This is a genomic window from Rhizobium sp. PAMB 3182 (assembly GCF_052908355.1).
On the sequence record NZ_CM128607.1, the window covers coordinates 3068347 to 3082500 of the forward strand.

A 14154-nucleotide genomic window follows, 5' to 3' on the forward strand; every position below is an offset into this window, starting at 1 on the left:
ACCTCAGGCCGGTCTCTTCGCGACCACCATGTAGTTGACGTCCATGTCCTTCGACAGGTTCCAGCTGTTGGTGAGCGGGCTGAAGAACACGCCTGTGCGCTGGAAGATGTCCATGCCGGCTGCATTCAGGGGCTTTTCGAGTTCGTCCGGGCGCACCAGCTTTTCGTACTGATGCGTGCCGCGGGGTAGCCAGCGCAGAACATACTCTGCGCCGATGATGGCGAGTGCCGCAGCCTTCATCGTGCGGTTGATGGTGGCGACGAACATCAGGCCGCCGGGACGAACAAGGCTGGCGCAGGTGGTCATGAACAGTTCGACGTCGGCGACGTGTTCAACGACTTCCATGTTGAGGACGATGTCGAACGTCTCGCCGGCGGCGGCGAGATCTTCGGCGGTCAGCGCCCGGTAGTCGACGTCGGTGCCCGTTGCCGCGGCATGGGTGGAGGCGATGCCGATGTTCTTCTCCGAAGGGTCGATGCCGGTGACGGTTGCGCCCATGCGGGCGACCGGCTCGGACAAGAGGCCGCCGCCGCAGCCGACGTCGAGAACTCTCAACCCATTAAGCGGAGAGGCAGCGTTCGCCTCAAGCCCAAAATGCGCCGCAGCGGTATCGCGGATATAGGCCAGACGAACCGGGTTGAACTTGTGCAGCGGTTTGAACTTGCCGGTCGGATTCCACCATTCCGCCGCCATGGCCGAGAAACGATCGATTTCGCTCTGATCGACGGTGGTGCGGACTTCGGCGGCGTTCATAGCAGTTACTCCCTTATGATGATGTTGAAATCGGGTGAATGGCCGACGAAGTCAAGTGCCGGGACGTCGCGGGCAGGCGCCTCCATTCACCCATTGCGCCCTCGGCCGGATTTCGCTAAGAGACCGCAACTTCGCTCCCCGTCGCCGGTGGAGCGTTTTCGTATGTCCGGCGCCGCAAGACGTCATCTGAACACTACCGGAATTGGCCATGGCTCGTATTGTGATGAAATTCGGCGGAACTTCCGTCGCAGATCTGGACCGCATTCACAACGTCGCGCGCCACGTCAAACGGGAAGTCGATGCCGGTCACCAGGTGGCTGTCGTGGTTTCGGCAATGGCTGGCAAGACGAACGAGCTTGTCGGCTGGGTCCAGAACATGCCGAAGGTGACGGGCGCCAACTCGCCGTTTTACGATGCGCGCGAATATGATGCGATCGTAGCTTCCGGCGAGCAGGTCACCTCCGGTCTTCTCGCGATCGCCCTGCAGTCGCTGGGCGTCAATGCGCGCTCGTGGCAGGGCTGGCAGATCCCGATCAAGACCGACAGCACGCACGGTGCGGCCCGCATCGAGGACATCGACGGCACTGAACTGATCCGGCGCATGGAAGAGGAAAGCCAGGTGGCCGTCGTCGCCGGCTTCCAGGGCATCGGTCCGGACAACCGGATTGCGACGCTCGGCCGTGGTGGCTCCGACACCAGCGCCGTGGCGATCGCCGCCGGCATCAAGGCCGACCGCTGCGACATCTACACCGACGTCGATGGCGTCTACACGACCGATCCGCGCGTCGAGCCCAAGGCCCGCCGGCTGAAGAAGATCGCCTTCGAGGAAATGCTCGAAATGGCCTCGCTCGGTGCCAAGGTGCTGCAGGTCCGCTCCGTCGAGCTTGCCATGGTGCACAAGGTCCGCACCTTCGTGCGCTCCAGCTTTGATGATCCCGATGCGCCGGGCATGGGTGATCTGTTGAACCCGCCCGGAACGCTGATTTGTGACGAGGATGAAATCGTGGAACAGGAAGTCGTAACCGGCATTGCCTATGCCAAGGATGAAGCCCAGATCTCGCTGCGCCGTGTTGCCGACCGGCCGGGCGTGTCCGCCGCGATCTTCGGGCCTCTGGCCGAAAACCACATCAACGTGGACATGATCGTGCAGAACATCTCCGAAGATGGCTCTCGCACCGACATCACCTTCACCGTGCCGTCCGGCGATCTGGACAAGGCGATGGTGGTGCTCGGCAAGCAGAAGGATGCGATCGGCTACGACGTGATCCAGAGCGAGCGCGGGCTGGTCAAGGTATCGGTCATCGGGATTGGCATGCGCAGCCATGCCGGCGTCGCGGCTTCCGCCTTCCAGGCTCTGGCCGGCAAGGGCATCAACATCAAGGCGATCACCACCTCCGAGATCAAGATTTCTGTGTTGATCGACGAAGCCTATGCCGAACTGGCTGTCAGGACTTTGCATTCCTGCTACGGTCTCGATAAGAGTTGATATCGGCCGGGTGCCTTTCGAGAATCGTTTACGACTTGAGATTGTCCCGGGCATGTTTCTAGGCATTCGGGAGCGCTTATGCGATGAGAGATCTGTCGACAGGTCCGCGTGTTCTGCTGAAGCGGCTGCGCGAACTGATGGCGGAGCCGCTCGAACCGCAGGAACGCCTTGACCAGATCGTCCGGCAAATCGCCCGCAACGTGGTTGCGGAGGTTTGCTCGGTCTATGTGCTGCGCGCCGACGGCGTCCTCGAACTCTACGCCACCGAAGGTCTCAATCCCGACGCCGTCCACCTGGCCCAGCTGAAGATGGGTCAGGGTCTCGTCGGTACGATTGCCGCGAGCGCCCAGCCGCTGAACCTCTCGGACGCGCAGTCGCATCCCGCCTACCGCTACCTGCCTGAAACGGGCGAAGAAATCTATCACTCCTTCCTCGGCGTTCCGATTCTGAGAACCGGGCGAACGCTTGGCGTTCTGGTCGTGCAGAACAAGGCGCAGCGCAACTACCGCGAAGACGAGGTCGAGGCGCTCGAGACGACGGCGATGATCCTCGCCGAAATGATCGCCACGGGTGAACTGAAGAAGATCACCCGGCCCGGCATTGAGCTCGACCTTACCCGGCATGTGGCGATCGATGGCGACAGCTACAACGAGGGCATCGGGCTTGGTTACGTCGTCCTGCACGAGCCGCGCATCGTCGTCACCAATCTCCTGAACGAAGACACGGACCAGGAAATCCGCCGGCTCGCCGATTCGCTCGGATCGCTGCGGATTTCGATCGACGACATGCTGTCGAGGCGTGACGTGTCGATGGAAGGCGAGCACCGCGAGGTTCTGGAAACCTACCGGATGTTTGCCCATGACCAAGGCTGGGTGCGCAAGCTCGAGGAGGCAATCCGCAACGGCCTGACGGCGGAAGCGGCCGTCGAGAAGGTGCAGAGCGATACGCGGGCGCGGATGATGCGCCTGACGGACCCATACCTGCGCGAGCGCATGCATGACTTCGACGACCTCGCAAACCGCCTGCTGCGCCAGCTGACCGGCTACACCACCAGCGTCGCCGGCAAGGTGGCAAACGGCGATGCGATCATATTCGCCCGTGCGATGGGCGCCGCCGAGCTGCTTGATTATCCGCGCGAGTACTTGCGCGGCCTCGTGCTCGAAGATGGCGCGGTGACGAGCCATGTGGTGATCGTCGCCCGCGCCATGGGTATTCCGGTCGTCGGCCAGGCGGCCGGTGTCGTGGCGCTCGCCGAAAACGGGGATCCCGTCATCATCGACGGCGATGACGGCAAGGTGCACCTGAGGCCCGTTCCGGAACTGCAGGTCGCCTATCAGGAAAAGGTGCGGCTGAGGGCCAAGCGCCAGGAACAGTTCCGCGCGCTGCGGTCTGTCGACCCGGTCACCAAGGACGGCGAGCGGATCAACCTGCAGATGAATGCCGGCCTTCTGGTGGATCTGCCGCAGCTCGTGGATTCCGGTGCGGACGGTATCGGTCTGTTCCGCACCGAACTGCAGTTCATGATCGCCTCGACCATGCCGAAGACGGAAGAGCAGGAGGAGTTCTACCGCTCCGTGCTCAACCAGGCGGGCAAGCGGCCGGTTACATTCCGCACGCTCGACATTGGCGGCGACAAGGTCGTTCCCTATTTCCGGCCGCACGAGGAAGAAAATCCGGCGCTCGGCTGGCGCGCCATCCGACTGGCGCTCGATCGGCCCGGCCTGTTGCGCATGCAGCTGCGCGCGCTTTTGCGGGCGGCAAGCGGCGGCGAGCTGAAGGTCATGCTGCCGATGGTGACGGAAGTCGCCGAAATCCGTCAGGCGCGCGAACTTCTGCAGCGCGAGGTGCAGCACCTGTCGAAGTTCAGTCATCCCCTGCCCAAGAAGCTGCAGTTCGGCGCGATGATCGAGGTGCCGGCGCTGTTGTGGCAGCTCGACGAACTGATGGCGGAAGTGGATTTCGTCTCCGTTGGCTCCAACGACCTCTTTCAGTTCTCGATGGCGGTCGATCGCGGCAATGCGCGGGTCGCCGACCGTTTCGACATTCTCGGCCGGCCCTTCCTGCGGATCCTGCGATCCATTGTCGAGGCGGGCAAGCGCAACAAGACGCCGGTGACGCTGTGCGGCGAGATGGCCGGCAAGCCGTTGAGCGCGATGGCTTTGCTTGGCATCGGCTTCCGCTCCATCTCCATGGGACCGGCTGCGATTGGCCCGGTGAAGGCAATGCTGCTCGGCCTCGACGTCGGGATGCTTGCAGAGATCATGACGGCGGCGATCGACGACGACGCGTCGCGCGTTCCGATCCGCGACCTGCTGAAGCGCTTTGCCGAGGCGCACAACATTCCCATTTAGCAGGCCCATCTGGCGGGTAACGACAACAAGAAGACCGGAGAGAAGGGTGGCGAAGCTTCCTGTAGAAAAGATGCGTGAGCTGGAGCGACGGTTCGGCGAGATCGAGGCGCGCATGTCGGCGGGCCCGGCGCCGGACGTCTACGTCAAGCTGGCGTCGGAATATTCCGAACTGGAGCCGGTCGTCAAAAAGATCCGCGAATACGAGAAGGGCGTGGCCGAACTCGCCGACCTGAAGGCATTGCTGGCGGACAAGGCGACCGATCGCGAAATGCGCGAACTCGCCGAACTGGAAATCCCCGAACTGGAAGAACAGATCGAAGCGCTGGAAAAGGAGATGCAGATCCTTCTCCTGCCGAAGGACGCTGCCGACGAGAAGAGCGCCATCCTGGAAATTCGAGCCGGCACCGGTGGTTCCGAGGCGGCGCTGTTTGCCGGCGATCTCTTCCGCATGTATGAGCGTTTTGCGGCGACCCATGGCTGGAAGGTGGAGATCCTGTCGGCGAGCGAAGGCGAAGCCGGCGGCTACAAGGAAATCATCGCGACCATTTCCGGCCGAGGCGTGTTCTCAAAGCTGAAGTTCGAGTCCGGAGTTCACCGCGTGCAGCGCGTGCCGGAGACGGAAGCCAGCGGACGCATCCACACCTCGGCGGCCACGGTGGCCGTGTTGCCGGAAGCCGAGGACATCGACATCGAGGTCCGGCCCGAAGACATCCGCATCGACACGATGCGCTCGTCCGGTGCCGGCGGACAGCACGTCAACACGACCGACTCCGCGGTGCGTATAACCCACTTGCCGACGGGCATCATCGTCACGAGCTCGGAAAAATCCCAGCACCAGAACCGGGCGAAGGCGATGCAGGTGCTGAAAGCGCGTCTCTACGACATCGAACGCCAACGGGCCGAAAGCGAGCGTTCCGCCGACCGCAGGAGCCAGGTCGGCTCGGGCGATCGCTCGGAACGCATCCGGACCTACAATTTCCCGCAAGGCCGGCTCACCGATCATCGCATCAACCTGACGCTCTACAAGCTCGACCGGGTCATGGAAGGCGATATCGACGAAGTCGTCGATGCGCTGATCTCCGACTACCAGGCGGGTCAGCTCGCCCAGCTCGGAGCCCAGGGGTGACGAAGGTCGAGACCCTTTCGGCGCTTTTGTCCGAGGTGCGGCAGGAATTGCTCGACGGCGGCATCGAAGCGGCGGCAACGGACGCCAGAACGCTGGTCTCGGGGCTGCTCGACTTATCGGCCACCGACATGCTGACGCGAGGCGACCGTGCAGTGTCGGCGGAAGAACGCGAAACGGTGATGGCGGCGGTCTCGCGTCGGATCGCCCGCGAACCGGTCCATCGTATTCTCGGCTTCCGTGAGTTCTACGGCCTGACGCTGTCGCTGTCTCCGGCAACGCTGGAGCCTCGGCCGGATACCGAGGTCCTGGTCGATGCCGTCCTGCCTTATCTGCAGCGGAGACTGGCGGACAATGGCGAGGCCAGAATCCTTGATCTCGGCACGGGGACGGGTGCCATCTGCCTGGCGCTTCTCAATGAATGCAAGGGCGCAACCGGTGTCGGCTGCGACATTTCGTCCGATGCTGTGGATACGGCGATCCGCAATGCACAGCTGAACGGTCTCGAGGATCGCTTCACCGGAACCGTCAGCGACTGGTTCGGCGCGGTCGAAGGGACCTTCGACATCATCGTCTCGAACCCTCCCTATATCCGGTCCGATGTCGTCGCCACGCTGGATCCGGAGGTGCGCGAGCATGATCCGATGGCGGCGCTTGATGGCGGCGAAGACGGGCTGGAGGCATACAGAATGCTGGCTTCCGGCGCCGGCGCATTCCTCAGAGAGGGCGGAACCTTTGCCGTTGAAATCGGCTTCGACCAGAGGGAGAGCGTCTCCCAACTGTTTGCTGCCTCCGGCTTTCGCCGTCTGCAGGCTGTCGCAGACTACGGCGGCAATGATCGTGCGCTGGTGTTTGAACGCGGATAATGGATGGGTGGCGGGACACCATCCCCACATTTTACCCTAAGTGAAGAAAAAGCTTGGAATTTGGAATGAAGCGGGCTAGTTTGCCCCTACGCGCCGGGGAGCTGAAAGACGAATGAGATTCGTTTAGGTGCGGATTAGCCTGGGGGTTATTCTCTTTCGAGAGATACAAGGTTGAACAAGTCCCGGTACGTGAATCAGGTAATTTGATTTTCACCAGCGGCAAACACGCACATGTGGTTTGCCTGCGGCTTGCCTGACGTGGCCGGTTTTCGGCACGATCGGCAAAGCCATATTGACAGCACAGCATGAGAGTTCAGGTGATCGATAGATGAGGCCAGGGCAGCAAAACAAGCGTGGTCGTGGGCGTAACAACAACGGCGGCAGCAATAACAACAACAATAATAACAACTTCAACAGGAAGGGCGCCAACCCGCTCACCCGGACTTACGACAGTTCCGGTCCTGATGTTAAGATCCGTGGTACAGCCCAGCATATCGCAGAGAAGTACGCGGCTCTTGCGCGTGACGCGCAGAGCTCCGGCGACCGCGTGATTGCCGAGAACTACCTGCAGCATGCGGAACACTACAACCGCATCATCGCAGCCGCTCAGGCGCAGATGCAGGAGCGGTTCCAGCGCGAAGACCGCAATTTCGATTCGAATGACGAAGACGGCGATGATGACGATCGTGTCGACAACGGCGGCAACGGTTCGTCCTCCGAACAGTCCGGCAGGCAGTCTTCCGGCAACAACCAGGCGCAACAGCCCGTCGTCGACGGCAGCGGTCCGCAGCCGGTAATCGAAGGTGTTCCGGCCGAGGTCGCCGCCGAGGAAGACGAAGCGGCAGCATCCGCTGGCGAAGGCAAGGCCGAGCGTGGCCAGACCCGCCGTCGTGGTGGTGCCAACCGTTCGCGCCGCACGCCGCGCAAGTCTGCCGGCGCTCAGGGCGAGGGCGAAGATGGCGGTTCGTCCGGCGAAGGCGGCGAGCCGACCCCGGCCATGGCCGAGGCGGGTTCCGACTGAGTTCGACCGTTCTTCAAGCAGAATTGGCAAACGTCAAAACTCCGGTTCGCGCCGGAGTTTTTTCGTTTGAAACTCTCTTTAAAAGGGCAAACATCTCTCCCATATGGATATTCGAAAGGCGGCGGTTGTAGTGGCCGGTGCCGATGGCGGGCTTGCCTATCAAGGGAGCCCAATCCAACCCAATCTCCTTGTGCCGCAACGGGCGAGGGGACCCTGTGGAGGTAAGACATGAATATGGAAAAATACTCGGAGCGGGTCCGGGGCTTTCTGCAATCCGCTCAAACCTATGCCCTTGCTGAAGGTCATCAGCAGTTCACGCCCGAACATATCCTGAAGGTGCTGCTCGACGACGACCAAGGCATGGCTTCGTCGCTGATCGAACGCGCCGGTGGTAATGCCAAGGAAGCCCGCATCGCTAACGATGCTGCTCTTGCCAAACTGCCGAAGGTTACCGGCGGCAACGGCCAGATCTACCTTGCCCAGCCGCTCGCCAAGGTGTTCTCGACTGCGGAAGACGCCGCCAAGAAGGCCGGCGACAGTTTCGTGACAGTCGAGCGCCTGTTGCAGGCGCTGGCGATCGAAACGACGGCCTCGACTGCCGCCACCCTGAAGAAGGCGGGCGTCACGCCGACCGCACTCAACCAGGTCATCAACGACATCCGCAAGGGTCGTACCGCCGACACGGCCAATGCCGAACAGGGCTTCGACGCGCTGAAGAAGTTCGCACGTGACCTGACGGCGGAAGCCCGCGAAGGCAAGCTCGATCCTGTTATCGGTCGTGACGACGAAATCCGCCGGACGATCCAGGTGCTGTCGCGCCGGACGAAGAACAACCCTGTGCTGATCGGTGAACCCGGCGTCGGCAAGACGGCGATCGCCGAAGGCCTGGCGCTACGCATCATCAATGGCGACGTGCCGGAGTCCTTGAAGGACAAGAAACTGATGGCGCTCGACATGGGCTCGCTGATTGCCGGTGCGAAATACCGCGGCGAGTTCGAGGAGCGGCTGAAGGCCGTGCTCAACGAGGTGCAGTCGGAAGCCGGCCAGATCATCCTGTTCATCGACGAGATGCACACGCTTGTCGGTGCGGGCAAGGCGGACGGCGCAATGGACGCGTCGAACCTGCTGAAGCCGGCGCTTGCGCGCGGCGAACTCCACTGCGTCGGTGCGACCACGCTTGACGAGTACCGCAAGCATGTCGAGAAGGATGCCGCACTTGCCCGCCGGTTCCAGCCGGTCATGGTGGACGAGCCGACGGTCGAGGACACGATCTCGATCCTGCGCGGCCTGAAGGAGAAGTACGAGCAGCACCACAAGGTCCGCATCTCGGATTCGGCCCTCGTTGCCGCCGCGACACTTTCCAACCGCTACATCACCGACCGCTTCCTGCCGGACAAGGCCATCGACCTGATGGACGAAGCCGCATCCAGGCTGCGCATGCAGGTGGATTCCAAGCCGGAAGAACTCGACGAGCTCGACCGCCGGATCATCCAGCTGAAGATCGAGCGGGAAGCCTTGAAGAAGGAAACCGACCAGGCTTCCGCCGACCGGCTGAAGCGTCTGGAAGAGGAGCTGGCGTCAATCGAGGAAGAGTCCGATGCCCTGACCGCCCGCTGGCAGTCGGAAAAGCAGAAGCTCGGCCATGCGGCGGAGCTGAAGAAGCAGCTCGACGATGCCCGCAACGAACTGGCCAACGCCCAGCGCGCCGGTGAATTCCAGCGGGCAGGGGAGCTTGCCTATGGCATCATCCCGCGCCTCGAGAAGGAACTGGCCACCGCCGAAGAGAACGATGGCGCCGAGACCGGCAGCATGGTGCAGGAAGTGGTGACTCCGGACAATATCGCGCATGTCGTTTCCCGCTGGACCGGCATTCCGGTCGACAAGATGCTGGAAGGCGAGCGCGAAAAGCTTCTGCGGATGGAAGACGAACTGGCGAAATCCGTCGTCGGCCAGGGCGATGCCGTGCAGGCCGTCTCGAAGGCGGTTCGCCGTGCGCGTGCCGGCCTTCAGGATCCGAACCGGCCGATCGGCTCGTTCATCTTCCTCGGCCCGACCGGCGTCGGCAAGACGGAGCTGACCAAGTCGTTGGCCCGGTTTCTGTTCGATGACGAGACCGCCATGGTTCGGATGGACATGTCCGAATACATGGAGAAGCATTCGGTTGCCCGTCTGATCGGCGCGCCTCCCGGCTACGTCGGATATGAGGAAGGCGGCGCGCTGACGGAAGCCGTCCGCCGCCGGCCATACCAGGTCGTGCTGTTCGACGAGATCGAGAAGGCGCACCCGGACGTGTTCAACATCCTGCTGCAGGTTCTTGACGACGGCCGCCTGACCGATGGCCAGGGCCGGACCGTGGACTTCAAGAACACGATCATCATCATGACCTCCAATCTGGGCGCGGAATTCCTGACCCAGCTTGGCGAGAACGATGACAGCGAAGTCGCCCGCGAGCAGGTGATGAACGTGGTCAAGAGCGCCTTCAGGCCGGAGTTCCTGAACCGGATCGACGACGTCATCCTGTTCCATCGCCTGCACCGCAGGGAGATGGGCGCTATTGTCGATATCCAGATGAAGCATCTGGTGTCGCTCTTGGCCGAGCGGAAGATCACGATCGCACTGGACGACGATGCCCGCGAGTGGCTCGCCAACAAGGGGTACGACCCGGTCTACGGCGCCCGTCCCCTGAAGCGGGTCATCCAGAAGTTCGTGCAGGATCCGCTGGCCGAGAAGATCCTCGGTGGCGAGATTTCCGACGGCTCCGACGTCAAGGTCACGTCGGCATCCGACCGGTTGCTGTTCTCGACCCGCAAGTCGGTCGCGCAGGCGGCCTAAGCAAGGTCAGGACAAACCTGAAATCAGAATTGGCGGTCCATCGGGCCGCCAATTTTTTCTGTCGCGGGTCGTTCCCGCCTGCTAGGAAGCCCTAATCAATTTTGACAGGTGGTTCCCGTGAACGTTTCAGACATCGTTATCGCCGGCGACACGCCGGGCGTCAGCTATCGCATTCCGGTTCTACGGTTTTCGGGCTCCAACAGCGATGCGCCGAAGGTCTACATGCAGGCGGCATTGCATGCCGGTGAGCTGCCGGGCACGGCGGCATTGCATTTCCTTTGCCAGCAGCTGCGCCTTGCCGAGGAGCGGGGCGAGATTGCCGGCGACATCACCATCGTGCCGCAGGCCAATCCCTATGGCACGGCGCAATGGTTTGCCGGCGAGATGCAGGGACGTTTCGATCTCGGTTCCCGGGTCAACTTCAACCGCGAATTCCCGCTGATCTCCTTCGACGATCGCGACGGTCTGCTCGTCGACATCGAGCGCCGTCCGGCTGTCGAGCAGATCAAGCGCCGGCTGATGCGCATGGCGTTTGATGCCGATATCGTTCTTGACCTGCATTGCGATGATGAATCCCTGCAATATGCCTATCTCGAAAAGGAAGTCTGGCCGGAAGCCGCCGACCTGGCCACCGCGCTCGCCATGGATGCGGTACTGATCGCCGACGGCGAGAGCTCGGCGTTCGACGAGGCGATCGGCTATGCCTGGAAGCGTGACGGTGGCCGGGCGGAAGGCGATCGCTTCCGCGGGCGTCTGGTGACCACCGTGGAACTGCGCGGCTGGCGCGACGTGGATGCCGGTCTCGCCCGCAAGGATGCGGATGGCCTGATGGCATTTCTGAAGATGCGTGGCGCCGTCTCGGGGCCTGTTCCAAACCTGCCGGCGTTCAGCGGACCGGTGACCCCGCTCAATCACATCGAGATGATACGGGCGCCGCAGGCCGGTACGATCCTGTTTCACCGCGAGCCGGGCGACACGGTGGTCGCCGGTGACGTTCTGGCTTCGCTGATCACCGCTCCCGGCATGGCGGGCGGTATTCTGGAGGTCATCGCGCCGCAGGCGGGGTTGGTTGTCACGAGGGTTTCAAGACGGTTCACCGCCGCCGGCGGCGACCTGATGAAGATCGCGGCGACGGCGCCCTCCGCACGGCAGAGAAAGCCGGGCGCACTGGAAAACTGAGGGCGGTATTTCACGGCCCTTGCCAGCCACGTTTTAGTTGATTGAAGCGACTTCCTTGTCGTCGTCCTTGACGCCGAGCAGGGCATCGATGCGCTTGCGCTCCGTCTCGAACTTGGCGAGCGCATCGCCATCAAGCGAGTTGCCGCTCGGAAGGCGGATCTTCATCGCATCGACCTTGGTGCCGTTGACGATCAGTTCAAAGTGCAGGTGGGGGCCGGTTGACAGGCCGGTCGTTCCTATGAAGCCGATTACCTGACCCTGCTTGACATGCTGGCCGCGTGCGAGGCCCTTGGCGACTGCGCTCTGGTGATTGTACGAGCTGACATAGCCGTTGGCGTGCTGGATCAGCGTCTGCTTGCCGTAGCCGCTTGTCCATTCGCCGGCCTTGATGACGACGCCGTCGCCGGCGGCCAGGATGGGCGAGCCGATCGGAGCCGCCCAGTCGACACCCGGATGCATGCGGGCATATTTCAGGATCGGATGGCGGCGCATGCCGAAGCCCGAGGTGAAGCGGCCGTTCGGAACCGGCTTGCGCAACAGGAACTGGCGCACGCTCTTGCCGTTCTCGTCATAATAATCGACGGAATTGTCGTCCGGATCCTGGAACCGGTAGAAACGCTTGTCGAGATCGCCGAACTTGGCGTGGACGAACAGAAGCTCCGAGTCTTCGGTCGCCTTGCCCTTTTCGTCCGAGACCGAGAAGAAGGCTTCCAGCGTGTCCTTCGGCTTCACCTTAGCCTGGAAATCGACATTGCTGCCGAGCAGCCGGATGATCTGCGCCGTCATGGACGGGTTCATGCCGTAGGCGAGGGACGCCTGATAGATCGCGTCGTAGACCCTCGGAAGGTCATGCCGGCTCTTCGGCGGCGGCGGGGCGTCGTCATTGAAGGCGGTATCGACGGCGTCGAGATGGGCAGGCTCGGATGCGGTGACGAAACGGCCCTTGTCGTTGATCGCGACCGTGCCGAAGTGTTCCTGGTCGCGGTAGACGCTGGCGCGGATGACGGTTGCATCCTCTCCCTTCTGCAGGACTCCGATGCGCAGTACATCGCCTTCCTTCAGGTCTTTCGAGCCGATGGTCTCGGCGAGCTTGGGGATGATCGCCTCGGCGTCCTTCTCGGAGTAGCCGCCGTCGTTCAGCGCCTTTTCGATCGTCATGTCCTGGCGGATCGGCAGCACGTCGTCGGCATATTCCGGTGTATCGGGCGTGACGGTGTCCGGCATGGCGACCGAAAGGTTCTGGTCGACGATCTTGGCCGACAGGCCGGCGGAAAGGCTGAGATCGAGATCGTCATTGGCGAAGCGCCGCGGATCGACATAGGAGAGGGATGCTAGCTGTGTCTGGCCATCGGAGAGGACGGAGCCGTTGGAACGGACGTTTTCCTCGATTTCGGACAGCGACATCATGCCGGCAAAGGGGTAGGGGGATGCCTTGAGGGGAAAGTCTTCGGTCTTGAGGCTGACATCGGAGTCGACGTCGGATGCGTAGATCAGGCCGGTGCGCAAGGTGGCCGGCGCCTGCTTTATATTGGCGGCGAAGATGTTCAGCGGATCGAAGGGCGGGTAATTGTCCTGATCCGAGTGGTCCGTCGCCAGCGCCATGGTCACATGCGCGAAGGGCACGCGGCGAACCACTTCCTTCTTTCCATCATTGGTGACGGTCGCGACTTCCATGATCGTGCGGTCGGCCTGCTTGGGCGCGAGCTTGGTTTCGAGCAGCCGCTTGCCGCGCACGACATTGTCTGCGGAGGCGCCGTTGCCGGCATTTTCGGTCATGGCGTAGGCTTCTGCGGGGATGGCGAGCTGCTGCCGGCCGTCGAGCGCGGCGAACAGGGCAACGCCCATCAGCACGCTGGAGGTAATACCGGTCAGGAATGTTCCCGCGAGCCAGCGCAATGAAACATCGCGACGGTCGGGAGCCTTGCGGCCGTCAGCGAGAATAGGCGCTTCATCGCCGAGCGAGCGCGCAATGGCGCTCTCAGCAGTCGTGCCAATCAATACCTGTCCCCAATCGAGCGTCTCATCCCAAGTTCTAAGCAGGATGTGCCTGTTTTCGGCGGTTGAGTCAAATCTGAAACCGCCTGTTAATAATCCGTTACCGCGGATGGTGAATCACCTTTTCTGGGGATGCGGGTTATTCCGGGCGAAATTGAGGCCCTTGGGGTGCCCGCAGGTCCGGACCAGCGCCTGTCCACCGGAGTTTGTGGCGGATGGTTGATCGGGCATCTTTCCATGATGCCGACGATGGCGGGAAAGGTCATTGCAGAGACATATATATGAGACGGGGATGTCTCCGGGGCCATCTTCGGCGACGGCGTTGATGCGCCATCTGCAGCCCCAATTGTGGTGACGAGTGCCTCGGTTCTTGCGATCCCCGGGTGGAGCTACCATATATAGACAGAAGTCGTATGGTTAACGCGCCTTAAGGGGGCGTTTTGGCCTTTGAATTCGGAATTATTCATAATTATCAGCACCTTGTGATTTTTTGAATTTTTTCTGATGAGTTGTGTTGACTTGATTTGGTTGGTGGGCTTATAAGCTGC

9 protein-coding genes are annotated in these 14154 nt (G+C 62.0%); 7 read left to right on the plus strand and 2 right to left on the minus strand.

The window, feature by feature from the left end:
- Positions 1-3: 3 nt before the first annotated feature.
- A complete protein-coding gene (ubiG, locus tag ACU5AZ_RS14890; RefSeq protein WP_446823126.1) occupies positions 4-753 on the minus strand; it encodes a bifunctional 2-polyprenyl-6-hydroxyphenol methylase/3-demethylubiquinol 3-O-methyltransferase UbiG in 750 nt (249 codons plus the stop codon).
- A gap of 208 nt (positions 754-961) precedes the next feature.
- Between ubiG and ACU5AZ_RS14895 the strand changes: the two genes are divergently transcribed.
- The 7 genes from ACU5AZ_RS14895 (at position 962) to ACU5AZ_RS14925 (ending at position 11611) form a co-directional block, all read left to right on the plus strand.
- On the plus strand, positions 962-2239 hold the full coding sequence (locus ACU5AZ_RS14895; RefSeq protein WP_446823127.1) for an aspartate kinase: 1278 nt from the start codon (positions 962-964) through the stop codon (positions 2237-2239).
- 83 nt (positions 2240-2322) lie between these two features.
- The gene (gene ptsP / locus ACU5AZ_RS14900; protein ID WP_446823128.1) at positions 2323-4590 is read left to right on the plus strand and encodes a phosphoenolpyruvate--protein phosphotransferase; all 2268 of its coding nucleotides are present in this window, start codon (positions 2323-2325) and stop codon (positions 4588-4590) included.
- A 46-nt stretch (positions 4591-4636) separates the two neighbouring features.
- The gene (gene prfA, locus ACU5AZ_RS14905; RefSeq protein ID WP_446823129.1) at positions 4637-5716 is read left to right on the plus strand and encodes a peptide chain release factor 1; all 1080 of its coding nucleotides are present in this window, start codon (positions 4637-4639) and stop codon (positions 5714-5716) included.
- A complete protein-coding gene (gene prmC / locus ACU5AZ_RS14910; protein WP_446823130.1) occupies positions 5713-6579 on the plus strand; it encodes a peptide chain release factor N(5)-glutamine methyltransferase in 867 nt (288 codons plus the stop codon). The genes prfA and prmC overlap by 4 nt, the downstream gene beginning before the upstream one ends.
- Positions 6580-6907: 328 nt before the next feature.
- Positions 6908-7600, plus strand: coding sequence for a DUF4167 domain-containing protein (locus tag ACU5AZ_RS14915; protein WP_446823131.1), 693 nt, complete (start codon positions 6908-6910; stop codon positions 7598-7600).
- A gap of 228 nt (positions 7601-7828) precedes the next feature.
- Positions 7829-10432 (plus strand): ATP-dependent chaperone ClpB, encoded by a 2604-nt coding sequence (gene clpB / locus ACU5AZ_RS14920; protein WP_446823132.1) that lies wholly within the window; start codon positions 7829-7831, stop codon positions 10430-10432.
- Between the two features lie 117 nt (positions 10433-10549).
- Positions 10550-11611 carry a peptidase M14 gene (locus tag ACU5AZ_RS14925; protein ID WP_446823133.1) on the plus strand — a complete coding sequence of 354 codons (1062 nt, stop codon included), beginning with the start codon at positions 10550-10552 and terminating at the stop codon, positions 11609-11611.
- Positions 11612-11644: 33 nt separating this feature from the next.
- Here the strand turns inward: ACU5AZ_RS14925 and ACU5AZ_RS14930 are convergent, their stop codons facing one another.
- Positions 11645-13582, minus strand: a complete 1938-nt coding sequence (locus ACU5AZ_RS14930; RefSeq protein ID WP_446826019.1) for a M23 family metallopeptidase — start codon at positions 13580-13582, stop codon at positions 11645-11647.
- Positions 13583-14154: the final 572 nt, after the last annotated feature.